Annotated in this window: 18 protein-coding genes; 9 read left to right on the top strand and 9 right to left on the bottom strand. The window is 60.0% G+C overall.

Annotated elements, in window-relative coordinates; all coding sequences use genetic code 11:
* Positions 1 to 85 precede the first annotated feature (85 nt).
* Both ACSVHC_RS00235 and ACSVHC_RS00230 read left to right on the top strand, forming a co-directional pair.
* Positions 86 to 3,367, top strand: coding sequence for a helicase-related protein (locus tag ACSVHC_RS00235; protein WP_439180252.1), 3,282 nt, complete (start codon positions 86 to 88; stop codon positions 3,365 to 3,367).
* Positions 3,364 to 6,135 (top strand): class I SAM-dependent DNA methyltransferase, encoded by a 2,772-nt coding sequence (locus ACSVHC_RS00230; RefSeq protein WP_439180251.1) that lies wholly within the window; start codon positions 3,364 to 3,366, stop codon positions 6,133 to 6,135. The genes ACSVHC_RS00235 and ACSVHC_RS00230 overlap by 4 nt, the downstream gene beginning before the upstream one ends.
* A 137-nt stretch (positions 6,136 to 6,272) precedes the next feature.
* On the opposite strand, the gene ACSVHC_RS00225 is transcribed toward ACSVHC_RS00230, so the two are convergent.
* Positions 6,273 to 8,027, bottom strand: coding sequence for an AIPR family protein (locus tag ACSVHC_RS00225; RefSeq protein ID WP_439180250.1), 1,755 nt, complete (start codon positions 8,025 to 8,027; stop codon positions 6,273 to 6,275).
* 365 nt (positions 8,028 to 8,392) lie between these two features.
* Positions 8,393 to 8,773, bottom strand: coding sequence for a hypothetical protein (locus ACSVHC_RS00220; protein WP_439180249.1), 381 nt, complete (start codon positions 8,771 to 8,773; stop codon positions 8,393 to 8,395).
* A gap of 222 nt (positions 8,774 to 8,995) precedes the next feature.
* Between ACSVHC_RS00220 and ACSVHC_RS00215 the strand changes: the two genes are divergently transcribed.
* Entirely contained in the window at positions 8,996 to 9,547 is a 552-nt protein-coding gene (locus tag ACSVHC_RS00215; RefSeq protein ID WP_439180248.1) for a flavin reductase family protein, read from the top strand.
* Between the two features lie 328 nt (positions 9,548 to 9,875).
* Here ACSVHC_RS00215 and ACSVHC_RS00210 read toward each other — a convergent pair whose 3' ends face one another.
* The 6 genes from ACSVHC_RS00210 to ACSVHC_RS00185 form a co-directional block, all read right to left on the bottom strand.
* Positions 9,876 to 12,389 carry an ATP-dependent Clp protease ATP-binding subunit gene (locus ACSVHC_RS00210; protein ID WP_439180247.1) on the bottom strand — a complete coding sequence of 838 codons (2,514 nt, stop codon included), beginning with the start codon at positions 12,387 to 12,389 and terminating at the stop codon, positions 9,876 to 9,878.
* Between the two features lie 510 nt (positions 12,390 to 12,899).
* Complete coding sequence (locus tag ACSVHC_RS00205) at positions 12,900 to 13,460, bottom strand: recombinase family protein (RefSeq protein ID WP_439180246.1); 561 nt, start codon at positions 13,458 to 13,460, stop codon at positions 12,900 to 12,902.
* Between the two features lie 298 nt (positions 13,461 to 13,758).
* Positions 13,759 to 15,051 (bottom strand): alpha/beta fold hydrolase, encoded by a 1,293-nt coding sequence (locus tag ACSVHC_RS00200; RefSeq protein WP_439180244.1) that lies wholly within the window; start codon positions 15,049 to 15,051, stop codon positions 13,759 to 13,761.
* A 376-nt stretch (positions 15,052 to 15,427) separates the two neighbouring features.
* A complete protein-coding gene (locus tag ACSVHC_RS00195) occupies positions 15,428 to 16,042 on the bottom strand; it encodes a DUF4386 domain-containing protein (protein WP_439180242.1) in 615 nt (204 codons plus the stop codon).
* Positions 16,043 to 16,527: 485 nt separating this feature from the next.
* The gene (locus ACSVHC_RS00190; RefSeq protein WP_439180241.1) at positions 16,528 to 17,400 is read right to left on the bottom strand and encodes an SDR family oxidoreductase; all 873 of its coding nucleotides are present in this window, start codon (positions 17,398 to 17,400) and stop codon (positions 16,528 to 16,530) included.
* Positions 17,401 to 17,892: 492 nt separating this feature from the next.
* A complete protein-coding gene (locus tag ACSVHC_RS00185) occupies positions 17,893 to 18,924 on the bottom strand; it encodes an NAD(P)-dependent alcohol dehydrogenase (RefSeq protein WP_439180240.1) in 1,032 nt (343 codons plus the stop codon).
* A 96-nt stretch (positions 18,925 to 19,020) separates the two neighbouring features.
* Here ACSVHC_RS00185 and ACSVHC_RS00180 point away from each other — a divergent pair, with 96 nt between their 5' ends.
* The gene (locus tag ACSVHC_RS00180; RefSeq protein WP_439180239.1) at positions 19,021 to 19,722 is read left to right on the top strand and encodes a TetR/AcrR family transcriptional regulator; all 702 of its coding nucleotides are present in this window, start codon (positions 19,021 to 19,023) and stop codon (positions 19,720 to 19,722) included.
* 96 nt (positions 19,723 to 19,818) lie between these two features.
* On the opposite strand, the gene ACSVHC_RS00175 is transcribed toward ACSVHC_RS00180, so the two are convergent.
* Positions 19,819 to 20,202, bottom strand: coding sequence for a helix-turn-helix transcriptional regulator (locus ACSVHC_RS00175; RefSeq protein ID WP_439180237.1), 384 nt, complete (start codon positions 20,200 to 20,202; stop codon positions 19,819 to 19,821).
* 197 nt (positions 20,203 to 20,399) lie between these two features.
* Between ACSVHC_RS00175 and ACSVHC_RS00170 the strand changes: the two genes are divergently transcribed.
* From ACSVHC_RS00170 to ACSVHC_RS00150, 5 genes are all read left to right on the top strand, one after another.
* Positions 20,400 to 21,119 carry a DUF4389 domain-containing protein gene (locus ACSVHC_RS00170; RefSeq protein ID WP_439180236.1) on the top strand — a complete coding sequence of 240 codons (720 nt, stop codon included), beginning with the start codon at positions 20,400 to 20,402 and terminating at the stop codon, positions 21,117 to 21,119.
* Positions 21,120 to 21,296: 177 nt separating this feature from the next.
* Positions 21,297 to 22,091 carry a DUF4386 domain-containing protein gene (locus ACSVHC_RS00165; protein ID WP_439180234.1) on the top strand — a complete coding sequence of 265 codons (795 nt, stop codon included), beginning with the start codon at positions 21,297 to 21,299 and terminating at the stop codon, positions 22,089 to 22,091.
* A 215-nt stretch (positions 22,092 to 22,306) separates the two neighbouring features.
* Positions 22,307 to 22,903 (top strand): recombinase family protein, encoded by a 597-nt coding sequence (locus ACSVHC_RS00160; protein WP_152275377.1) that lies wholly within the window; start codon positions 22,307 to 22,309, stop codon positions 22,901 to 22,903.
* Positions 22,904 to 22,906: 3 nt separating this feature from the next.
* Positions 22,907 to 24,295 (top strand): Mu transposase C-terminal domain-containing protein, encoded by a 1,389-nt coding sequence (locus ACSVHC_RS00155; RefSeq protein ID WP_439180386.1) that lies wholly within the window; start codon positions 22,907 to 22,909, stop codon positions 24,293 to 24,295.
* On the top strand, positions 24,295 to 25,101 hold the full coding sequence (locus ACSVHC_RS00150) for an AAA family ATPase (RefSeq protein ID WP_439180385.1): 807 nt from the start codon (positions 24,295 to 24,297) through the stop codon (positions 25,099 to 25,101). Before ACSVHC_RS00155 ends, ACSVHC_RS00150 begins: the two co-directional genes overlap by 1 nt.
* The last annotated feature ends 454 nt before the right edge of the window (positions 25,102 to 25,555 follow it).

Here is a 25,555-nt window from a genome sequence, read left to right as displayed (position 1 = left end):
ACGCACGGCTGAGATCAAGGTCAGGATATGTTTACCTAGCCGGCTGCCAAAGGATCGGCTGCTGGGTGTGGGGAAGGAATGTGCGTTGACTCGGATATTTGACAACATCGCGGAGGGCCGGGCGATCGGTCCCGAGCTGGCTAAGTCGTTTGAGTCAATGGAGCGCTTGGATGTTGCCGTTGGATACTTTGATCTTCGGGGCTGGAGAACGTTTCAGGAAATCGTCGATGCGAAGTCCGAACAGCACACCAAGCCAGTGACCCGGATTTTGGTCGGCATGGTTCTAGCGGGCGCCGACCGGCAGCTGTTGGATGCACTCCAGTCGGACATGGCCCCTGCAGCCGTCAATACCGAGGTCGATAATTCGAAGGCCCGGGCCCGCCGCGATGAAGTCATTCGAAGCCTGCGCGAGCAACTGGTCAGGGGCATTCCCAAAGCCTCGGATCGGGAAACGCTCCAGGCACTCAAGCGCCAGCTGGACAGCGGCGCCGTAGAAATCAAGGTCCACACCCGACGTCCTCTTCACGGTAAGACATACATTTTCCACAGGCAGGACAACACAAACCCGATCACCGGATATGTCGGTTCATCAAATCTCACATCGGCCGGCCTGAATCGTAACTATGAGCTCAACGTCGACGTCCTGGACTACACAGCCGCGGCGGATCTCGCACAGTGGTTCGAGGACCGATGGAACGACAAATTTTCACTGAAGCTGACCTCGGACCTCATTGAACTACTTGAGGAATCCTGGGCATCCGACCAAAGGACGCCCTATGAAGTCTTCCTCAAGGTCTGCTACCACCTCTCAAGAGATGTCCGCGAAGGGCTCGCAGAGTACAGTCTCCCGCCATCCGTTCGGGACGAGCTCCTGGCCTACCAGGCAAGCGCTGTTCAGACGCTTGCCCGGCGCATTGAGACGCGTGGCGGCTCAATGCTTGGCGACGTCGTCGGCCTCGGCAAAACCATCACGGCCATTGCCACCGCGCTCATGCTGTATCTCGACCAGGGCTACACACCTTTGGTTCTATGCCCCAAGAACCTGGTGAAGATGTGGGAGAGCTACCTTGACGCCTATGAGATTCCCGGGCGGGTCATTTCCTACACCCAGGCTCACAAGGACCTGCCGGAGACTCGGCCGTACCGATTCGTCATCTGCGACGAATCGCACACCCTTCGCAATGACACGAGACGCGACTATCAGGCCATCAGGAAGTACATCGAAGACGCCTCCTCCAAAGTCCTACTTCTGACGGCAACCCCCTACAACCTGCGCTTTGAAGACGTTGCGAACCAGCTCGGCCTCTATATCGGTGACGACCAGGACCTGGGCATCGAACCGACCGCAGCGCTGGCCATCGACGACAAGATGTACGACAAAGTTGATGGGAAGATCCGCACCTTGGCCGCTTTCCGCCGGTCCGAAGAGGCTGATGACTGGAAACGACTGATGAGTGAGCATCTGGTCCGCCGGACAAGGTCCTTCATTCGCAAGAACTACGCACAGACCGAGCTCAAGGACGCCTCAGATGGAACTGGACCCGTAGAGCGCGAATTCCTCACCTTTTCCAACGGGCACAAGTTCTACTTCCCCGAGCGGAAAGCCATCCCGGTCAACCACACGTTCGGACCGAAAGATCCTGCGTTCATCATGGAATCAGATGACACTCTGGATACCCTTCAGAATCTGATACTCCCCCGCTACCGGTTGTCCGACTATCTGAAGAAAGGCCTTGCCTACACAGAGGACGAGAAAGACTTCGTTGATCGACTGGAGCGGGGTCGCGGCCATGTAGCCGGCTTCATCCGGACGAGCCTCTACAAGCGGTTGTCTTCCTGCGGACACGCTTTCATCTTGTCCCTGAAGCGCATCGTCGCACGCAACGAGCTCTACGCCTACGCAGTGACCAACAACCTCGACATACCCGTCGGCACGCTCCTGGAAAATATGCTCATCTCCGATAAAGACGAGGACATCGACGTCGAGGAAACGGCCGACACGGGCGCAATGTACAAGTACCTCAGGGTGAAAGCGCCGGCATCCATTGAATGGGTGGCCTCACGGCTTTTCTCAAACACACTCGTGGCCGCGCTGGAAAGAGATAACGAAGACCTGCGAGACCTCCTGTCCTCCTTCGGAGCCTGGACGCCCGAGAGCGACTCCAAAATGAAAGAAATCCTCGCCCTTGTGACAGACGTTCACGCCGACGAGAAAGTCCTCATCTTCACGGAATATAAGGACACCGCAGAGTACGTTGGCAAGGTCCTCAGTGCAGCTGGCGTGCAGAACGTCGGAGTCGCTTCGGGCGACACGGACGATCCAACCGCTCTGGCGAAACGGTTCTCACCCCACTCCAACAAACTACCTGGCCAGGAAGCAGCTGAGACGGCCACGGGCGAGCTCCGTGTTCTCGTCGCCACCGACGTCCTGTCAGAAGGACAAAACCTGCAGGACGCCCACATTGTCATCAACTACGACCTTCCCTGGGCCATCATCCGCCTGATCCAGCGTGCCGGACGTGTCGACCGCGTCGGCCAGGAATCGGACACCGTCAGCATCTACTCGTTCTTCCATGAGAATGTGGAAAATGTCCTCAAGCTGCGTTCCCGGATTTCCAGTCGCCTGGCCGCCAGCGCCCAGGCTTTCGGGTCCGACGAACAGTTCTTCGGATCGGCAGATGAGATCAGGGATCTGGATGAAGTTCTCTCCGGCAAATCGGACGTGGAAGAGTCCGACGACGACGTCGATTCGTCCTCCCTCGCCTTCGAAATTTGGAACAAGGCTTTAACGGATCACCCTGAACTGGCGGAACGTGTGATTGCGATGCCAGATCTGGTCAGTTCAACCCGCCCGCTCACCGATGAAGACATCGCCGGAGGGGTCGCGTGCTTTGTACGCGTGGGCGACTCAATGGACACTTTCGGCTTCGGCTCGGACCTCGAATCTCTCAGAATGCTCACTGGCCACGAGGCGCTCAGAGTCTTCCGATCCGACATTGACACCCCGACGGCCCCTGAACGCCCAGATCACTTGGACCTTCAGGAAGCACTTATCCATGGCCCCATGGCTCTGCAGACCGTCCAGGAAGGGCGTCTCCGGGGGGTACGCAAGCGTCTTTGGGCCAGGCTCGCCAACACATTCATTGAAGCCAATGACGACGCAGGCAAAGCCCTCACCGCCGTCCACAGGAGCCCGCTGACGAAAGAAGCCGAGCGCCGCTTCACGCGGGCATTCTCGGAGAAGTATTCCGATGCGGAATTCAGCGATCTCCTCGTCCTCCTGCACAGAGAGGGCCGCCTCGTCCTCAGTACCCAGGAACAATCAGATGCCATCCGTATCGTCTGCAGCATGGGAGTAGCCCAGTGACGTCCAAATTCATGACCTACGTTGACAATGGGGACTTCAAGAACCTCTTTATCGAGGAACTCGGTTGGGACCAGCCAACGGCCAAACCGATAACCGTTGAAATGCCCGACGGTTCCTTTGACGTGGTTCCCGTAGCGGGCTTCCACGGACTCCACGTATGGGCATGCGGCAGCCTCCCTGATCGGACCACTCAAGCTCAGATAGACCGCGAAGTGTCGGCAACGTCCACGGAACGGCTGATCATCTTCCACGACGGGAGCAAACAGGAGTGGCGCTGGCCCCGGTACAACAAGAACCGTGGCACGAACATGTCCAAGCTCCTCGTCCACGAGCACACAATCGGGAGCCAGCATTCAGCCCTTGAGCAGCGCCTTGAGAAGATCGCTCTGGACATTGATCACGAAATCACTTTGGTGCAGCTGCTCGAAAAAATGCGGACTGCCTTCGATGTGGAGGAATCCGAGGAGTCCTCCAAAGCCGCGAAAGTCATGGCGAAGCTCTACTACGAGCTTGAGTCTCATCTGCCTCAGGACGGCGCCGAAGCATCTGGGAACTTGCACAAGATATCCGTGACCTTGGCTAGGATCCTCTTCCTCGTCTTTGCCGACGACACAATGATGTGGGAGGAAGAGAATTTATTCCAGAACTTTGTCGCGTTCGAGACGGCCAGAGACGGTTCTGACCTTACCGCAAGTCTGGAGCAGTTGTTCGAAGTACTCAATACGGAGGAAAAGAAACGCACCGATGTTTCGGGTTACTTGGCCCGCTTCAAATACGTTAATGGTGGAATCTTCTCCGAAGAAGTCAAGCTTCCGGATCTCGGTTCGAAGATGAGAGAGCTCTTGCTCGAAGCCAGTCGCTTCGATTGGGGGAACATATCGCCGGCAATCTTCGGATCCATGTTCCAGGCAGTCAAGTCAAGGGATCTCCGCCGCGAACTCGGCGCACACTACACCAGCGAAAAGGACATCCTCAAAACCCTGAAGCCGTTGTTCCTGGACGAACTACACGAGGAGTTCGAGCGTGCCAAGAAACTCAAGGATCCGACCCGGCCGCTGAAGGCGCTCCGTGAAAGGCTCGGTCAACTGAAAGTTCTCGACCCGGCATGTGGATGCGGCAACTTCCTCATCGTTGCGTACCGCGAGCTACGCGAGCTCGAACTTCAGATAATGGAAGCCCTCCAGGAATACCGGGGAGATGATGGACAACGTTCGTTGGATGCAACCATCGACCTCAGGGTATCCATGACTCAGATCTTCGGAATCGAAATCGATGAGTGGCCGGCAAGAATCGCGGAAACCGCCTTACATCTCATGGATCGCCAATGCAATTTGCGGTTGATTGAGAAGTTTGGTCAAGCTCCGGAGCGTCTTCCTATATCGGAGGCTGCAAAAATCACGGTAGCCAACGCTCTTCGCATTGATTGGGAGGACATCGCTACCGCAGATGACAGCACAATAGTGGTCGGCAATCCCCCTTTTGCAGGTCAAAAAGAGGTCGGCAAGGACCGGAATAAGGTTCTGGACATGAAGTCAGTCTGGGGGTCGCTCCACCACGGTTACATGGACTATGTAACTGCTTGGTATAAGAAAGCGTCTGACTTCCTTCGGCACACAAACTCGTCTTTCGCTTTTGTGTCGACAAGCTCGATCTGCCAAGGGCAGCCCGTAGCGGCGACATGGCAACCGCTCTTGGATGCTGGGTGGGGTATAGCGTTCGCCCATCGACCCTTCAACTGGGTGTCTGAGGCATCGGGAAAAGCCGGAGTCCACGTCGTCATTGTCGGTCTAAGCAAGCGGAGCAATATCAGGGAGCCTCGGCTCTTCGACTACCCGGCGTCCGGCAAGGGAGAGGCGGAGGAGCTATCAGTTTCTCAGATCAATCCGTACCTTCTCGAACTACCCAACATAGTTGTGCGATCTTCCAGTAAGCCCGTCTCCAAGATGACCCCATCGATGACAGTTGGGAGCATGCTTTGGGACTTTGGGCATCTGGTTGTTGGGCCTCAGGAGCTCGCCGAGGTCGAGTCTGATCCAATCGCGAAGGAATATCTGAGGCCATTTTTGTCGAACACTACACTTCTCAAAGGTTCCAAGAGATGGGTCTTGTGGCTGGTCGACTCCAGCGAAGCCGAGAGGTCTGAGAGCCCTGTCTTGAGGGACCGTCTTGAACTTGTTCGTAAAGCTCGTCTAGGCAGCTCTGACAAGGAAGCCAATGCAAAGGCAGCGACTCCACACCTTTTCACGAGTATCCGCCAACCTGTCGCCTCTTTCCTCGCCATACCTAAAGTCACCGGTCATAACCGCGAATACGTCCCGGCTGCTCATGGCTCACGGGAAATGATCGTGAACAACACGCTATTTACCGCCGCCGACCCTGACGGGTACATATTCTCGATCGTGTCATCGCGGATGTTCACGACATGGCAACGTCTCGTCGGCGGTCACACCCGGGCCGACACGAACTTCTCGAACACTCTGGTGTGGAACACATTTCCGATGGCATTTCCGGACGAGTCCTTTCGCAGTGCAACAATCGCCGCAGGTGAGAACGTCATTTCCGTCAGGGCACGGTACAGCAGTTCCACTCTTGAAGCACTCTACGATCCTGCGCGAATGCCGCCAGGGCTCAGGGAAGCCCATCAGGCGCTTGACGACGCAGTGTATGCGTGCTTCGGCATGGCGAGCCATGCCTCCGAAGAGGAACGACAACGAACTCTGCTCCGGTCCTACGAAGACTCACTACGACGCCAGCCGTCACTGCTCTGACGATGTGGTCGGGCCTCCGTTGGCAATGGCATGGAACGCAGATTGCCAACGGGACCCAATCACAGGACTCCGAGCCATCCGCTGCTTTGGAGATGACCATTCCGGGCCTCGTGGTGGTTAGACACCCTTCACGCGGCTCAGTTGTCTCCGGCCACGGCCGTTGCTGCAACTGGAATAAGCATGGAAACCACGGCTTCCGTCAATTCGACGCTCTTGGCAGCTCTGTCCTCAGAAATGCCCTGCTGCTCACGAACCCGATTGACGCATTCGCGTACATATGACAGGGCATCGTTCAGCGTAGGTCCCTCCAACATGAAGTCTTTTTGCGCTAGGTACTGAATCATCGAGGGACTGTAGATCCTACTTCGGTGCGTCCTTGCGATCGCTACCATCGAGACATAAAAGCGCGCGTTGCTGCGTTCGCTCGTTGAAACGTCATCACGCTGCTTCAAGTAGGCGTCCACGGACTTCTGTGTTCGGGCCAACCATAAGTATGTGCTGAGGTCAAAGTTCTCCGAGAAAATCGTCTGGTAGTCCTCGTTCTTGCGAATCAGAGTAGACGGTCGAGCTCGGGAATTATGTGGCTGTGAAAAGCCGATTGCCATGACTGACTGTGCAAGGTAGGCAATGCTGACAATCCGCTCAACGTTCTTGCCCGAGTTCTTGTAAAAGTTCTTTCTCCGGTCGTAGTACCAGCCATGGGCCAGAAAATAACTCTCAAGCTGCCGTTGAATCTTATCTGTAGCACGAAGCGATGCGTCGGAGACCTGGGTCTGGCTGTTGGTTGCCCTGATGACTTGATCGCGGACCTCCGGATCATCCGTGGACAGAATTCGTACAAGCAGCTTTCTTCCTGCCGAGATTTCTGAGACTGCAGTCTTTTGCATTTCATGATGGATGGTGTGAGACGTTTGAAGGCCATTGACAATCTGGACATCATCAAGGATGAACTCATTACCTGCGGTTGTGACCTGACCCGAGCAAAGTATGGTCACGCCATTGTTCAGCCACCAGAAGTCAGGGGCATCGCGGTCCCCGAGCGATTGGGCGATTTCCCGGTTCACCTTCACACCCTTCTGATAGTCACGAACGTTCCAGTCGAAAATGTGTCGGAGAAGGCTGCCATCGGATTCATCGCTGATGAATTTGAAGTAGTCGGCTACTCTTACCAAAGCCAGATGACTGTCACCATCATTTTCGTGCTTCTCAAAGCGAAGCCTGAGCGCATACGAGGGAACGGTTTCGTGTGCAGCCCATAGTTCCTTGGCGCCAAAAAAGTCAAAGGTCACGGCCGCGCCTACAAGATGCCGCGTCATAAGACCGCAAAGTTCAATCCCCTTGCGGTCAACTCGCGGATTCACCTGGGTGACGTCACCCAACGTCGCGTAGACGACGACGGCCTTCAGTTTGACCCGGCGCGTAACTAGCTTCTTCCAGGCCCGACGGAATATATCGAAACGAGCAAGCAATTCCGGGGCGTAGAGAGTCTCCAGCAACGCCAAATCGGGATCGAGTTTGAGTAGCCGGTCCAGCGATGAGGCAAGCTTGTCGATAGCGGTCTCCGCGAACGATGATTCTTCCTTCGCCTGCACGATGTACAACGTCAGGGATTGATCCCGTGGAAAGTCACCCGGCTTGGTGTCTTCGGAAAGCAACTCATCGTCTTCATCAATTACTTGTTCACCGAGCACCGTATAAACGGCGTCTATACCACCATCCAGGGCACCGCCGATCCTGCCGGCCTCGATCTCTTCAGATGAAAGCTCCAAGGAGTGCAAGACCTTTTCTGCGGCAAAAAGCTCGAAAGACTCGGAGCGCTGAAGGTTCTCGCCGTTTGCATCCATCCACTCACTGAATGCGGTATTGACGAGCGCAACCTCGTTTGATGACAAGTGTCCTCCAATATGAGCCCCAACGTTTCGAAATCCACCTTAGTGGCTAGCAGCGACACCAGTCCGAGCGAACCCGCCCATCGACTTGGATATCTCTTCCGAACCGTCTCACTTCCTTGGAACTGGGACGGTCTGCCGCTGGCCCTCCCCCGCCAGCTGAACGGTCTGGATCCCACGTAACCTGGACGTCCCAAAAGCTATTCCAAAAGTCGCGTCTCATTCCCGTGTGCGGGCCCGATTTTCGATACGGTCCGGCGTTGACTAAGTGTCCCGTTTGGGGAACGTTGACCGCGACGCCACCAGCTGGGAACGGATTGGGCCTCCAAGGCTTGGCCGCGGAAATCCGCAGGCAGTTCGCCGTCAGCTCAACTCAGTGCGACAAGGAACGCGAGGCCAGCCAGCACAAGCGACACCGGGGCCATAACGCGCCTTTCGTACTTGCTCTTTGACGCAAGGTTGGGCAGCACGCTGAGTAACAGGTAGGTCGCGATCACCCACATCGCGACCACGGCAACAAAGGGCACCGGGAGGATCGAAATCAAGGCGGCGCGATCCAGAGCAAATATTGCAAAGATCGCGTAGACCACGACTGAGACTGCACTTCCGACACGGAGCCGCGCCGGAAGCACCGGGTTTTGGCCTCCCCAGGCGAAACGGCCAAAGGGAAGCCCGATGACGAGCAGCAACTGGAATACGGCAAGGACACCGAGGACCGTGCAGAATGCTAGGGGGACTTCTGGCGTCATGATTTGAAGCCTAGCGGGTCGGACAAGCCGGTCGTTCAGCGGCGCAAGCGCTACTCAAAATTTGTGACGGTTAACTGAGAATGGCGGAACGGGCCATCCGGTTTCGTCCCGGCCGAAGCTACGCGTCAGCATCAGGCGTCGGCCGTCCATTCCAGCCACAACGACCACCAAGGCCTCGTCACGATCGGCCCTGATGAGTTCACCGCGTGAAACGATGTGCTTATGGAGACTCCAGGGACATTGGACGCGCATCGCCTTGGTGACGAACAGCCCTCCGAAGCGGACATCGATCTGTACCGCGTGCTCAGCGCGGACATCTCAGCCGGCGTCGCCGTGGTTTCCACATCGCTGCACAAGCGCGACTACGCAGCAACAGTGACTGCTTTTCTCTCCGTCTCCTATGATCCGCCGACGATGCTTGTCAGTCTCTACGCGGGCTCAGGCATTGGCGAAGCAATTGCCACGTCGGGTACGTGGGAGTTGAGTCTGCTGCGCAGCAAACACCAAGGCTCGGCGGATTGGCTGGCCAGTCCAGGGACCCCCGTTGAGGGCCTGCTGGCCCAGGTTCCCTACCGCCGTGGCCCCGCCACCGGATCGGTGATCCTCGACGGATCGATCGCGTACTTCGAGCTGCGAACGGTTGCCATCCATCCGGCGGCAACGCATCTGCTCATCGTCGGAGAGGTACTCGCGATGGGTAGTGACGCTCCAGCGGCGGAAGTACCGGACCCGCTCATACATTTTGCTTCTGCCTACCACCGGCTGGCGCCCTAGAAGTCACTCACAAAGGCGGCGAAGACCACCGATCTCCCGGGCTGCGACCGGGACCGCACCCGGCACCCCGGCCTGGATCCAAACCCGCCATTGCCGGTGGCACAGCGGCACCTCAGATGGCGGATGGGTCCAGTTCGGCCTCTTATGGCATTCACGTCGACGGAGCGTCCAACTAAGGAGACCCACCATGGGTTTGGGTAAGAAGATCCATAACGCTGCCGGGAAACTTCCCGGCAAGGGAAAAGAGACAGCACCCCGGCTGGATCCCCAGGCGTCATGGACTCCAGTGAGGTGAGACACGCCGGACTTCAGCCCGCCTCGACGGTGGTCAGCCGTGGTTTCCCGGTTGGCTCGCTGTCGGCAGTGCGTCCGGGATCCGAGGTTTCGTGTTTCCCGCGAAGGTGAACTGCGCGTCATCGCCCTCGCCGGCAACGTCGACCGCGATGATCTGGCCGGGCTGGATTTCGCCGAAGAGGATCTTCTCGGACAGCTGGTTCTCGATTTCGCGCTGGATGGTGCGGCGCAGCGGCCGGGCACCCATGGCGGGATCGTAGCCGCGGGTGGCCAGGAGTACCTTGGCCGCGGTGGTAAGTTCGATGCCCATGTCCTTGTCCGCCAGTCGCTGCTCCAGACGGCCGATCATAAGGTTCACGATCTGGATGATCTCGTCCTGGCTCAGCTGGGGGAAGACGATGACGTCGTCTACGCGGTTGAGGAACTCGGGGCGGAAGTGCTGCTTGAGCTCCTCGGTGACCCGGGCGCGCATCCGGTTGTAGCCGGTCTGCGTGTCCGTGCCGGACTGGAAGCCGGTGGCCACGCTCTTGGAGATGTCCCGGGTGCCCAGGTTGGTGGTCATGATGATCACCGTGTTCTTGAAGTCCACCACCCGGCCATGGCTATCGGTCAGGCGGCCGTCTTCCAGGATCTGCAGGAGTGAGTTGAAGAGGTCCGCATGGGCTTTTTCCACTTCGTCGAACAGGACCACGGAGAACGGACGGCGGCGGACCTTCTCGGTCAGCTGCCCGCCTTCGTCGTAACCGACGTAGCCCGGAGGGGCACCGAAGAGACGCGAAACCGTGTGCTTCTCGGAGTACTCGGACATGTCCAGGGTGATCAGTGTGTCTTCGTCACCGAACAGGAACTCGGCGAGGGCCTTGGCGAGCTCGGTCTTGCCGACGCCGGTGGGGCCGGCGAAAATGAACGAGCCACCCGGACGTCTGGGGTCCTTCAGGCCTGCACGGGTGCGGCGGATCGCCCGCGACACCGAGCTAATCGCCTCATCCTGGCCGACGACGCGCTGGTGCAGCTCCTCTTCCATCTTCAGCAGACGGCTGGATTCTTCCTCGGTCAGCTTCAAGACCGGAATGCCGGTGGCGTTCGCCAGCACCTCCGCGATCAGTTCCTCATCAACTTCGGAAATGCCGTCCATGCCGCCGGTCCTCCAGTGGCGTTCCTTCTCTCTACGCTGCACGATGAGCTTCTGCTCCTGGTCGCGCAGCGCTGCAGCACCCTCGTAGTCCTCCGCATCCAACGCGGACTCCTTCTTCATTTTCAGCGCAGCGATGCGCTCGTCCATCGCCTTGAGCTCCGGCGGGGCGCTCATGCGCCGGATACGCAGGCGGGCGCCGGCCTCATCGATCAGGTCGATTGCCTTGTCCGGCAGGAAGCGGTCCGAAATGTAGCGCTCGGAGAGATTCGCGGCGGCGATCAGCGCCCCGTCGGTGATGGAAACCCGGTGGTGCGCCTCGTAGCGGTCACGCAGGCCCTTGAGAATCTCGATGGTGTGAGCCACGGAGGGTTCCTGGACCTGGATCGGCTGGAAGCGGCGCTCCAGCGCGGCGTCCTTTTCAATGTGCTGGCGGTAGTCATCCAGCGTGGTGGCACCGATGGTCTGGAGCTCGCCGCGGGCTAGCATCGGCTTCAGGATCGACGCCGCGTCGATCGCACCTTCGGCGGCGCCGGCACCCACGAGAGTGTGGATCTCGTCAATGAACAGGATGATGTCCCCGCGGGTGCGGATCTCCTTGACGACCTTCTTCAGGCGCTCTTCGAAGTCACCGCGGTACCGGGAGCCGGCCACCACGGAGCCCAGGTCCAGGGTGTAGATCTGCTTGTCCTTGAGGGTCCCCGGGACGTCGCCGCGGACAATCGCCTGGGCGAGGCCTTCGACGACGGCGGTCTTGCCGACGCCGGGCTCACCGATCAGGACAGGGTTGTTCTTGGTGCGGCGGGAGAGGACCTGCATGACGCGTTCGATCTCCAGCCCGCGGCCGATCACCGGGTCAAGCTTGTTCTCTCGCGCAGCCTGGGTCAGGTTGCGGCCGAACTGGTCCAGGACCACGGAACCGGCAGGGGTGCCTTCCGCCTGGCCCGGGCCCTCACCCACGCCGGTGGTTTCCTTGCCCTGGTAGCCGGCGAGGAGCTGGATGACCTGCTGGCGGACCCGGGTGAGGTCGGCCCCGAGCTTGACGAGCACCTGCGCGGCAACGCCCTCGCCCTCATGGACGAGGCCGAGCAGGATGTGCTCGGTGCCGATGTAGTGGTGGCCCAGTTGCAGGGCTTCCCGGAGTGCGAGCTCCAGCACCTTCTTCGCGCGCGGCGTGAAGGGGATGTGGCCGGACGGGGCCTGCTGGCCCGGGCCGATAATCTCCTGCACCTGCTCACGCACGCCGTCGAGCGAAATGCCCAGGGACTCAAGAGCTTTGGCGGCAACGCCCTCACCCTCATGGATCAGACCCAAGAGGATGTGTTCAGTACCGATGTAGCCGTGGTTCAGCATGCGTGCCTCTTCCTGGGCAAGCACAACTACTCGACGGGCACGGTCCGTATATCGCTCAAACATTTCGCCACACTCCTGGCTGCCGCCTATCCTGATGCTACGTCGCCGCGGGCCCTCATGGTGTGTTCGCCGAGAGGCAGGATATTAGAGCGCCAGGAAGGCAGACCAAGGTTCTCGAAACCCTAAGCTGTATGAGCTCTGCGGTGTGACTTTTTGTTGGGAATGGCGGTTAATTCACAGTTGGGAATGGCGGCTTCGGTGTCGCGTATGCGGAACGCCGAGCGGGCGGCCCTGAGCCGATAGCGGCTTTCAGCCTCTGCACATGGCAGAGGCTGAAGTTGGCGAGGATCCCGCAGCTGGACCAGCTCCTGGCCGGCTCGCAGTCTCACCATCTGCCGGCACATGTCGGGGTGTTGGTAACGGTGCTGTCACCAGCCGCAATTAGCACGTTCGCCTTTCGCGGGCGCCAAAGCCCGCTGGCACCCCGCAGGTCTGATTCAAGCCGTTTTTCCGAAGACGAATGCACGAAATGTCCAACGATGGCTGCACGCCGGATGATGATGTAACGGGAACTTAACTCCCTGTCCTTAGGTACTGGTAGAGGGTTTCGCGGCTGATGCCGAAGTCGCGGGCGAGGCTGGTCTTCTGTTCACCGTTGCCGGCCCGCTTCCGAAGCTCGCTTGCCTGCTCGGGCGAGAGTGCTTTCCTGCGTCCGCGGTATGCTCCGCGTACTTTGGCCAGAGTGATCCCTTCGCGCTGGCGTTCTCCGATCAGGGCCCGCTCGAATTCGGCGAAGGCACCCATGACGGAGAGCATCAGGTTCGCCATGGGGGATTCTTCGCCGGTGAAGACCAGGTGCTCCTTGAGGAACTCGATCCGCACACCCTTCTTGGTGAGTTTTTGCACCAGCGAACGCAGGTCGTCCAGGTTCCGGGCAAGACGGTCCATGCTGTGCACGACCAAGGTGTCGCCGTCACGGATGAACGACAGGAGCTCATCGAGCTGGGGGCGTTTCGTGTCCTTGCCCGAGGCCCTGTCAGTGAAGATCCTGTCCAGCTGAATGCCCTCGAGCTGGCGCTGAGTGTTCTGGTCCAGGCTGCTGACCCTGATATATCCGATGCGCTGCCCGGCCATGATGCATTCCTAACGAAGAGTGTCAGGTTGAACCCTAAGACCCCCGACTGCAAGTGTCAATAAATAGTACCACCCACCCTAGCCTGACATGTGTGAATTGCGGAGATACGTGGCGGCACTTTCGCGGGGCTATATGTCGCAGCAGGGCGCAGAGTCCGTCTTCAAGTGCCGGCTGTCGCTTCCGCTCCCGCATGTTGCCTGCCCATTGATTCCCAGTTCTGGCCCGTCGTGCAGTCAGGAACCGCAAGCGCCGGAGTCGTTAGTGGGATCGAAGGGGGTCAGCGTTTTCTTTATTTGTTCAGTGGGACAAGGTTGCTCCGGTCCGCACCGAGGTGACGACGTCGAGAATGGCTTGGGTGGTGATTGCTGCGGCGTCATGGTTAGTGATGAGTGCCTCATGTGAGGCAGAGCCGATAGTTTTGTGGACGCTGTTGGTGGAGAGGTTCGCTAGTTCGTTCTGCGCCGCGTCATGTTTGCTGTCGTTGCCTATTCCCGCCGTCAGGACGACAAGTGGCTTGTTTGAAAGATTCCGCAACGCCGTAGCTTCTTCCATTGACGTGTTTGCTTGTATGTACTCGTCGAGTGTGCTGCGGAGGTTGCCCGGGTCGGCGATAGCGGCATGGACTTCGTCCCGTGCCCGCGGCGGCAGACTGTCGACATCCTCGAAAGAGGCGTACGAACGAGCAGCACCGGCGCGGCCGATCGTCGAGATGAGGGTCGCGATCCGGCTGAGAACGTTGTAACCACCGCGTGCAGAACCTGTTGGCGTTACTGGCGCCGCTGCCCGGTTGGTTGCATCAATCAGCACCATGCCCGCTACCTCATCAGGGTAGTTGGCGGCGAAGGCCTGAACGTAGAGACCGCCGAAGGAATGACCAGCCATCACATATGGTCCCGGGATGTTTGCGTTGTGCAGCAAGGTGTGCAGATCGGTGGCTATCTGCCTGGCATCCTGGGCGGTGTCGGCGGGCTCGCTCCAGCCCCTGCCGGCCCGGTCATAGACGCATGTCCGTGTATCGGAGGAAAGCGCTTGGGAAAGCAAGGCATGGTTCGAGGACATTTCACCAGCTCCTGGCTCCAGAACCACGGTCGGGTCTCCCTTGCCCGTGCAGTTGAGATGCAGCCGGTAGCCGCCAACGTCGACCAGCTGACCGGGCATGGGGAAGGCTCTCGCATCAGCCGCTGCGCCCAGGGTCTGGTAGGCGCCGCCGATCGAGGTGAGGGCCAGCAGCGCGAGCAGGGGGTAGACCAGCCAGCCTCTGCTCCGGCTTCGAAGTTGCTTGCGTGCGCGGAAAAATATCCAGATCACTAATACCAGCAGGGCGGGCGGCCACACCCAGCTCAGCACCTCATCCACCGGGGTCCCAAACAACACCAGCAGCACGCCCGAGGTTCCCATAAAGAGCGCAGGAGCTGCAGCCCACGGCTGCGGCTGCTCGGTGAACCGTACTGATAGGAGGGCCATCAACCCCCAGCCCACCGCGAAACCGCAGAGCATTGCGCCCATAATCTCACTCTCCCCCGGCCTGATGAAGGGGGCAGCCACGAGGAGCGCAGCAGCGATCAACCCGGCAGCCAATGAGCCGGCCACGACCCAACCGATCTGCCATTTCGCTCCGCGGCCCTGGCCGCGAACATGTTGTGGGCCGCTGGCTAGGGGGCCCACATTGTGTGGGGGCGTTCTGGGAGTGGTGGCCACGGTGGGCTCGATTCCATCTATTAGGGGGGTGGCGTGGACGGCTTAGGTTTCGGGTAATCGTTACCGCTTGACATCAGCAGTAGCCAGAAGCAGTCGATTCAAGCCCTCAATGCTGGCGCCAATGAGTCTGGCTCCCTTTGACGACCGGAAATGGTGCGTTAGCAGCACAAGAAGATTCTCCTGTTGACTGAGCGGTGGTACCTAGGCGGGTACGCCGGGAACGCTGCTCATAATCCCGAGCATCCCGAATCCGCATTCGCTCGTGGCGTCATGTCGCCGGGGCGAATGGTGTGATCTGCCTTTGAGCAAAGGGTGAGTTGAATCCCTTGGTCAATAGCCAGATCGGCAAGAGTGCGACCTCGAATAGTCCGCCCGGGATCAGCAACAGCTGGCCGGCTCCGCTGTTCATGTCGAGAACGCCGAGGAGGTCAAGCGGAACTCCGAAGGTGAGGAGGAGGTACCCCAGCAGGCCAATTGCGGCGATCGGTCGCGGGACCAGCCGGGCGACGTAGAGCAGGTAGGTCAGGACCAGGCCGCCGAGACCTGTGGGCAGGTAGACCCACAGCATGTAGTTCGGGACAACGTGAAGCTGGGTCAGGAGATAGACACCGCACCCGGTAGAGATCGCGAATTCGACAATCCGCAGTATCGGGTACCAAATGGCCAGTTCTTGGTTGACCTTTCTCAGGATGGGGTACATCAGCAGGCCGATGCCGAGGACGGCGAGGGCCGAGCACAGCGTGAACAGCACGCCTGTCATAGGCGTTTCCGTTGCGGTGCCTGCACTGACGACGCTTTGGATTAGCACATTCCCGATAATGGCAGTGAGCATTTGAACGATAAACAGAGTGCCTACGATGACTGCGATCCTTCTTCGTGACATGACGTCATTTCCTTATGTTGGTTGTTCAGCAGACCAGGGGCGCGCCGCCGCGGGGCGCACGGTGAGGTCCCGTCGGAGGGGAAGTTCATGGCGGAGCCGAGAAGCGGACCGTTGCGGGGGCCGCGCGGTGACGTGATCGGCCGCCGCAGCGTACGCGAGCCGGTTGAGCAGAGCTCCGTTCATTGCGGTGAATCCGGCCGGCTGTGATGGGAGCCCTGCAGCGGTCAGGCGAGGCGTCCGGGCGACGCTCCGGATGAGCAGGTGAGCCAGGAGCGGTGCCGGAGGTAGTTCCCGCCGTCCCACGACAAATCCCAGGAGGGTGTACGCGGCAATGACGGGTCCGGCCCGAAGACCAGTCGAGGGACGAGCAGAAGTGTCTGCCCGGGGGCGGGACGAGGTCGAAAGCGCATCGCCGACAGGAGAGCAGCGAGCAGGCCGGGGGGACAGCCTGCCGCGTTTGCCCCGGTGCATGTTCTGGTAGTCATTCACTGAAGTGACTCCAACCCGACGAGTTTCGCGCTCAGCTGCCAAAGCAGTCTGGCGGCGGCGTTGTCGTAGCTTTGTTGGGAAGATTTCCTGGCTTTGCTGTTCGAGAAGTAGCAGCCGGTCACCTTCTCCAGTTCCGGCGCCGTGGCCACATAGATCGACGTGGCTGCGCCCTTTTGCGGCGTCTTCATGAACGGACGCATGAGGGGTAGAAACAGTCGTTGGACCGTACCGGGGTCTTCTGCCCCAAAGGAAGTGCTCACCACTCCTGGATGTAACGCGTTGGCGGTGACACCGCTGCCAAGAAGTTTTCTCGCCAGTTCGTAACTGAAAAGGACGTCCGCAATTTTAGATTGGCTGTAGGCGCGTGCACCGGAGTAGTGCCGTTCGCCCTGAAGGTCATCGAAGTCGATTCGCCCCCCGGATTGGACATTGGATGCCACAGTGACGACGCGTGCAGGGGCGCTCGACTTCAGCCGGTCCAAAAGCAGGTTGGTGAGAAGGAACGGAGCAAGATAGTTCAGTGCGAACGTGCGCTCCAGCCCGTCAGCGCTCAGGTGGCGGGTGTTCCAATAGCCTCCCACGTTGTTGACCAGCACGTCGAGCCGGGGAATGTTTTGGCGGATTTCCCCGGCCAGGTGCCTTATTTCTGCCTGTGAAGTCATATCCGCGACGAATGAATCCACTTGGCCTCCCCCTGCAGCCCGGATCTCACGGGCTGCGTTTTGGAGCCGGACAGGATCCCGCCCCGTGATGGCGACGTGGGCGCCCATTTTGGCCAGGCTGATGGCGGTAGCCCTGCCGATTCCGCCGGCCCCGCCCGTGATAAGGACCGTCTTTCCGGCCATCAGCCGGCTGCCTGTCTCATTCATATCGTGACCCTCAGGTGTTCTCAGTACTGTTTGATAGCGGGGTCGAGTTTTGGCTTCCCTCCGCCCGACCGGTCGGTCAAATGGCCCCCACGTAATTCAGTCGAGGTGATTGGGCGGATTTACGAGATTCGGCCGTAGGCGGCAGGTGAGAAGCCCTTGATGATGAGCCAGAGTCCCGGCGTCACCTCGAGCTAGCCACCAAGGATTAGTGGCGTCTGGTTGACGAAGATTGTTGAGAGGAAGTCTGGAGCACTGATCACGGACGAGATCAGCGCGAAGCCAGTCCCGTAGATGAGAAAGCCTGCCAGACATAGCAGGACGATGCGCCGTGAGCTGGCTGGTCGTGCGGCTAGCCACGGAACTCCTCACTGCGAGAGGGGGTCCCGAAATCCCGGCAGGGACGATGTTAGGACCTAGTTCTTTGATTTTCATCAGATCATTCCTTGGCGCGGCCAAACTTTTCGTGAAATCACAGCTCACACGCTCCGGCACTCACAATGTGATGCCGACTTTTCCCCGCGCCTTTCCAGCTTCCAGGTAGCGCATTGCCTCCGCCACCCGCTCCAGCGGGAAGGTCTTATCCAGGTAGGGCATGACCTTGCCTGACTCAATAAGGTCAGCGAGCTGTTCGAGGTCCGTGCCGCGCTGGGTGGAGGCGAACATTGTCAGTCGTTGGTGCACGAACGGCGAGAGTGCTAGTGCCCGAAGCTGACGGCTCATGCCTGTGATATTTCCACCATGCTCTCCTCCGGCGATGACAGCGGTGCCGGTTGTTGTGAGTGCCTGGCGTAGCCTCGGCAGAGTCGGATTCCCTGCGCAGTCGAGAATCAGGTCATAGTGCTGGGTTCCCTTGGCGAAGTCTTCCCGGGTGTAGTCAATGACGTGGTCGGCCCCGAAGGAGCGGACGACGTCCGTTTTAGCGGTGCTGCACACTCCCGTGACTTCGGCGTCGAATGCCTTGGCCAGTTGCACGGCGTAGCTGCCGACGCCGCCCGAGGCCCCAGTTATCAATACCTTCTGGCCCGGCTGGATGTGTCCGGCGTCGCGCAGCCCCTGCAATGCGGTGACTGCCGAAACAGGGACCACGGCAGCCTGCTCAAAGGAGATGTTGGCCGGTTTCCTTGCCAGTTTGTTCTCCTTGGCGGCGGCGTACTCGGCGAAAGAGCCCTTCCCGAAGCCGAAGACTTCCTCCCCCACTTGGAACCGGGTCACCCCCGAGCCGACCGCCACGACCGTCCCGGCAAGATCCAGACCGGACACGGGATTCTTCGGTCGACGGAGTCCAAGCACCAAACGCATCACGTACGGCCGGCCGGTCATCAGATGCCAAGTTCCCCGGTCCAAACCTGCTGCGTGGACCCGCACGAGAACTTCATCCACCTTGATCCCTGGGCGGGAGATGCGGGCGAGGTGGAGGACATCCGCATCTCCATAGCGTTTCTGCACGACGGCCCGCATCATGCCATCGTCCGCGGGATCCACTGCGCCCACGAGCTCTTCATCGCGTTCAACCCTGTTTGCCATGACCGCTCCTCGTCGAATCGATGTCATCACCCAGCTGTACCTTACTTAGTAAGCTAGAGTATCTTACTAAGTAAGGTAATGCGATAGGCTGGGGGCATGACAGCCGAGGAAATTGATCAAAGTTCCCTTGAACGCGCTCCACTCAGCCGGGAGTTGGTGGTGCAAAGTGCTGTAACGATCGCCGACGAGTCGGGGATAGCCGCCCTGACCATGAGATCGCTCGCCCAGACGCTGGGCGTAAAGCCGATGTCGCTGTATTACTACGTGGCTAACAAGGGAGAAATCCTGGACGCCATCATTGACCTGGTCTTCCTTGAGGTGGAGCTACCCTCAACAGCCGGCGAGTGGCGGTCGGAAATGCGCAGCCGCGCAGATTCCCTCCGCAGGGCACTGCGCCGGCACCCGTGGGCGATCGGATTGCTGGAGTCCAGGACTTCCCCCGGCCCTGCAACCCTTCGCCACCACGACGCAACCTTGGGGGTGCTGCGGCATGCCGGTTTTTCCGTGGCATTGACCGCACACGCCTACGCACTGCTTGACAGCTACACTTACGGCTTTGCCCTCCAAGAGGCAGCACTGCCCTTCAAAGGGCGCGATACAGCCTCGGATGTCGCTGTTCCCCTCACCGAACTGTTCTCCGCGGGGCAATACCCCCACCTGCTTGAAATTGCCCGCGAACACGTATTGAAACCCGGCTACGACTTCGGAGACGAATTCCAGATCGGGCTCACCGTTATCCTCGACGCCCTCGCGCGGTGGATCCCCACCGAGCAGGAAACACCCGCCGCAATACGTTGACCGCCCCGGCGAAATAGACGCCGGCTGTGTTGGTCGAGGGAAATGCAGCCCCCGATTACGAGCCCTAAGGTGCGCAAGGGGCCGGAAGCTGTGACATCACCTCGATGTTTCGTCGAGCTGAGCGGGCCGCCCGTGGCCGCGCGCTCCGTGCACAAGTGAGTCGGCCGGCCGCACATCGGCGCCCGCGCTTATGCGACGCTTTTCCTCCGCCCCCAGGAGGACGTCAAGAATCTCACCAACCGCGACCTCGTCCAGCCCTTCCCGGCGGATCGGCTGGTTCGGATGGAGCTCATAGACGTTGCGACTCCCGACCCGACTGCGGGTCAAGTAACCGCCCTCGACCAAATCCGCAACCAGACGGTGCGCGGCCCGCTCCTGGACCCCCACACTATCCGCGATCTCCCGGATTCGGATCCCAGGATGGCGCGCCACACAATAGAGCGCATGCATGTGATTCGTTAGAAAGCCCCATTCAGCCATACCCCCATAATAAGTGTCATATAAGACATGTCCCTATTGACCTGTTTCATGTGTCGGCATAACGTTGCCGTATCGGCGCAAGATTGCCTTACCGTCGACAGAGTCGCGGACCTGGCCGAACTTGAGAGACCCCGCCCGCCGCTGTGATGCCGCGGCCCCTGTTGGGGGCGGTTTACAGCCCAAGGGAAGGACTTCTCATGGCGCAACTAGCTTCATACCCGCTCGTCCTTGACGGCGAACGTTCCCCGCACCTGAGCCGTTGGCTGTGGCTCGTCAAATGGTTGCTGATCATCCCCCACATCATCGTGCTCTTCTTCCTGTGGATCGTTTTCCTGGTGTTGTCGGTGGTGGCGTTCTTCGCGATCTTGTTCACCGGCCGCTACCCACGGGCAATTTTTGAGTTCAATGTCGGCGTACTGCGCTGGACCTGGCGGGTCAGCTTCTACTCCTACAGTGCACTGGGCACCGACGACTATCCGCGGTTCTCGCTGGCCGACGATCCGGGCTATCCGGCGCGACTGTCCGTTGAATACCCGCAGTCACTTTCACGCGGGCTGGTGCTGGTGAAATGGTGGCTGCTCGCGATCCCGCACTACCTGATCATCGGCGTGTTCACCGGAGCCGCCTTCGCTGGCTATAACCAGGTGCGTGATGGCAACGCGTGGGCCTACGGTAGCGGCCTGATTGGCCTGCTGGTCTTCATCGCCGGTCTCGTCCTGCTCTTTGCCGGCCGCTACCCCCGCGGCGTGTTCGACCTCCTCATGGGCATGAACCGGTGGGTGTTCCGCGTCACCGCCTACGCAGCGCTGATGACCGACCAATACCCGCCGCTCCGGCTCGATATGGGCGGCAGCGAACCACCACCCAGCGCAGGCGTCCCCATCATGATCGGGCCGAATCCGCTGCCGACGACCTAAACCGTCCAACCATCGTCGACCCTGCGGCCACCGACCGCCCAGGAGCGATCCGGTCCCCGGCCACTCGAACCTGAATGAACGGTGCCCCACGCCCATCGTTCTCTCCCGTCACACCCCGACGCCGGGCCGCCCGCTTCACCACCGCCGGGGAGCAAGCCAACTTCAAAGGAGTACGTCATGACGACCAACATCAATATCAATCCGCCGGTCCGAGGACCCGCCCAGCAGCGCGGAATGCAGCCAATGAGGCGAATCTCGCTGACCGCCGGCATCCTCTATGTGCTTACCTTTGTCTCTATCCCCACCCTCGCGCTCTACAAGGCGGTGAAGGACGACGCAGGTGCTTTTGTCCTCGGCGCCGGCAGCACCACCGGGGTCCAGTGGGGCGCCCTCTCCGAGATCATTGTCGGCCTGGCCGGCATCAGCACCGCCGTGGTGCTCTATCCGCTGGCCAAGCGGGTCAGCCAAACCGCAGCCCTCGGGTTCATGGCCGCCCGACTCGTGGAGACCTGCCTCATATTCGTCAGCGTCGTCAGCTTGCTGACGATCATGACGCTGCGGAACGACGTTGCCGGTACCCCCGGGACCGACTCCGCCTCGCTGGTCACGATGAGCCATAGCCTTATGGCCACCTACAACTGGACATTCCTGCTTTCCCAAAGCCTGATGCCCGTGGCCTGCGACCTGCTCCTTGGCTACGTGCTCTACCGCTCAGCCTTGGTGCCCCGGATCCTCCCGATCATCGCCTTCATCGGCGCCCCGCTGCTCCTGGCGTCCGACATCGCGATCTACTTCGGCGCCTATGGCGCCGTATCCCCCCTCGCCGTTCTAGCCGCACTACCCGTCGCCGTGTTCGAACTGTCCCTCGGCATCTATCTGATCGTCAAAGGCTTCAAACCCACACCACTCACAGCAATTGACCCCCCAAACCCTCGCGATCACCCCGACACCCCACCAACGTTCCAGCCATGAACACGGCACAAACAGGCTTAGACACGGATGAGACTTAGTGCCGGTCCGGTCAGGTGTCTCAAGAAGCCAAAGCTTTTCGAGACACTGTTCGGGGCGTCGGGAGGAGCCCAGCTGTGGACTGAGAAAACCGGGCTAGCCGATGTCCCGGAAACACGTCTCACCGTGAATCGTCTCAGCATAGCCTCGTGACGGACTTTTTGAGTCAGAATGGACTGATGAGGCAATTGGGCTACACACGGGTGAGTACTTCGAACCAGGATGCCCAGCTGCAGCTCGACGCTCTGCTCTCCGTCGGGGTGCAAAAGCGCGACGTCTTCGCCGACGTGACCTCGGGAAGCAAGACGGCGATCGAACGGCCCGGGATGAAGAGGCTCCTCGAGTACGCCGAGGAGGGCGACACCGTCGTTGTGTGGCGGGTCGATCGGTTGGGCCGGTCATTGATCGACGTGCTGAACACCGTGAACCTGTTGCGCGAACGCGGCGTCCAGGTCCGATCCATCTCAGACGGTATCGACCCGGCGACCTCGACGGGTCGATTGATGCTGAACATGCTCGCCACCTTGGCCGAATATGAGCGCGAGCTGATCGTCGAGCGGGTCAATGCCGGCATCGCCGCCGCCAGACAGAACGGAACGCGCTTTGGCCGCCCACTGACGGATCCAGTTGTCATTGCGGACAAACTGGCGATCGCGCAGGACGCCCGGGCGAAGGGACGCACCGCGGAAGACGCCGCCCGTCTCGTTGGCTGGAGCCGTGCCACTCTCTACCGCCACCAGCAAGCCCTCGCCGCCCGCGAGAGCACCAGAACGTAGGCAATCCTGAACGGCGATGAGCGCTGGAAAGTCCTTCGACTCTACGTCGAGGACCAGATCCCGCTTGCCGCCCTCGCCCGCGAAACCGGAATCAGCACCCGCACTCTTCAACGCTGGCTCCGGCTCTACCGAACTGGTGGCGGGAGCGCTCTTGACCTGCATCCACGCGCCGACGCCGGCATACGTCGCACAGACCCAGGAATCGTGAGGTTTATCGAGGGACTCGCGCTGACCAGACCGCGCCCGAGTATCGCAACGTTGCACCGACTTACGGCGGCCGAAGCGGGCAGACGAGGCGCCCAGGCACCGAGTTACTCCGTCGTCCGCAAGATCGTCCAGGCACTAGACCCGGCCCTGGTGACCCTGGCACTCGCCGGTCCCGGATCCTACCGGGACCGGCATGAACTTGTCCTTCGCCGCCGCGCCGACCGCCCAAACCATATCTGGCAAGCCGACCACACCCAACTCGACCTCCTCATCAACGGCGCCAACGGCAAACCCGATCGGCCCTGGCTGACGACAGTGATGGACGATTACTCCCGGGCGCTTTGCGGTTACATGGTCTTCACCGGTGCGCCCTCAGCGCTCAACACGGCTCTTGCCCTTCGGCAGGCCATCTGGCGCAAGAGCGACCCCAGCTGGGCAATGTGCGGACTGCCCGACATCCTGCACGTGGACCACGGCTCCGACTTCACCAGCCACCACCTAGAACGCACCGCCACCGAGTTGCACATCCGCATCATCCACTCGACCATCGGCCGTCCCCAAGGCAGAGGAAAGATCGAACGGTTCTTCGGGACCATCAACACCGAAGTTCTCTCCACCCTCCCCGGACACCTGGGGCCCGGGAACAGGAAACCACGCCCCACGCTCGACCTCCCGGGACTGGATCGTGCTATCGGAAGCTTCGTCTCCGCCTACAACGACCGGCCCCACAGCGAACTTGGTATCTCACCACGGGATGCTTGGGTCGCGGACGGTTGGCTTCCCCGGATGCCCGAATCCCTGGAGGACCTCGACGGACTCCTCCTGACTGTTCCAAAGAACCGGACCGTGCAACGCGACGGCATCCACTTTCAAGGCCAGCGCTACCTCTCGCCCACGCTGGCGCCCTTCGTGGGGCAAACCGTCACCATCCGCTACGACCCCCGGGACATCTCCGAAATTCGCGTCTATGACCACGACACCTTCGTTTGTGTCGCGGTCGATGAAGACCACCCCAACCTTCGTATGAGTCTGCGGGACATCGAGGCCGCACGGAGAGCGCGCCGGAAAGAACTGCGCCGCACAATTAACGACCGCATTCCAACAATCACCAGCCGTGAAGAACCGCACATCACTGAACCGGTACGGCGCCGGCGCCGACTTCGCACCTACGAAGAGGACGAATGATGAACACCACCTTCATCGTCACCAAAGAACACCGACGCTTCAACGAGTTCGCCAACGCAGTCCGAAAAGAACGAACAATAGGGATCTGCCACGGAGATGCCGGGGTGGGTAAAACACTCTCCGCGCGCCGCTACGCAAACTGGGATGACCTGGAGCCCTACATCAACGAATGGGGACCACGCGGCGACCAGGACGAAAAGCACTACACACTCGCCAACCGCTCCCGGACCGTCTTCTACACCCCGGACGTTCTCTGCCGCCCCAAAACACTCATGGAGGACATACACCGCTACCAAGTGAGAATCGGCTCGTGCATTGACGAACACCTGCACAAACTCGATGCCGCACCACGCTCAATGAACAGAGTCACCACACTCGTGGAGCTGCTCATCATCGACGAAGCCGAACGGCTTAATGCGACAGCCCTTGAACTCCTCCGTGACAACCACGACCGCACCCACCTGCCGATGATCCTCATCGGCATGCCCGGCATCGACCAACGATTCCGGCACTACCCCCAGCTATACAGCCGGCTCGGTTTCTCCCACCGGTACCGCTGCCTGGGTAGAGACGAGCTCCTCTTTGTTCTGGACCGACACTGGAAACGGCTCGGCCGGACCCTCGACCCGGATGACTTCACCGATGCCCAGGCAATTGCCGCAGTAGAACGCATCACCCGAGGCAACTTCCGTCTCCTCGAGCGGCTATTCCCCCAGATCACCCGCGTCCTCAAGATCAACCAGCTCGAAACCATCACCGACGACGTCGTGGAAGCAGCAGCAAGCATCCTCGTTATCGGGAACTAGCGACACAGAGCGAAAACAGAACGCCGCCATCTATCGGACAAGTCCACACCTGACATGAGTGCTGACCCCATCCTGACGTCCGGTTGGGGTATACCCCAATCGGGCACCCAGTGTGTAGCCGTTGCGCTAGCGACACCCCCCGCTGCCGGGGACAGCTCCCCGTGGCGTGGGCGTGTCGCGGTAAGCCGTTCCGGCTCATGTGGCGGACCATCATGACTATCAGCAACAAGGAGTTGAAGTGGAAATGGACGTCCCTCAGAAAGTCACCAGACTGATAACCGACCAGCAGCGTCGCCAATGGCGGGCCAAGGAGTGTGCAGCCCCCCGACGGTTCATGGGTCCTGGAAGAACGCGTCGAGGGAGCTTACGAATATAGGGGCCTGCTCGATTTGGAGACCGGAGCCTATTTCTGCGGGCAGACGAAACCTAGCTACTTCGAAACCGAGCCAAAAAC

The sequence above is a fragment of the Arthrobacter sp. KNU-44 genome, from assembly GCF_051843155.1.
Lineage (GTDB): Bacteria > Actinomycetota > Actinomycetes > Actinomycetales > Micrococcaceae > Arthrobacter.
The sequence above is the reverse complement of the archived record's forward strand: the minus strand, read 5'-3'. Positions and strand labels throughout refer to the sequence as shown.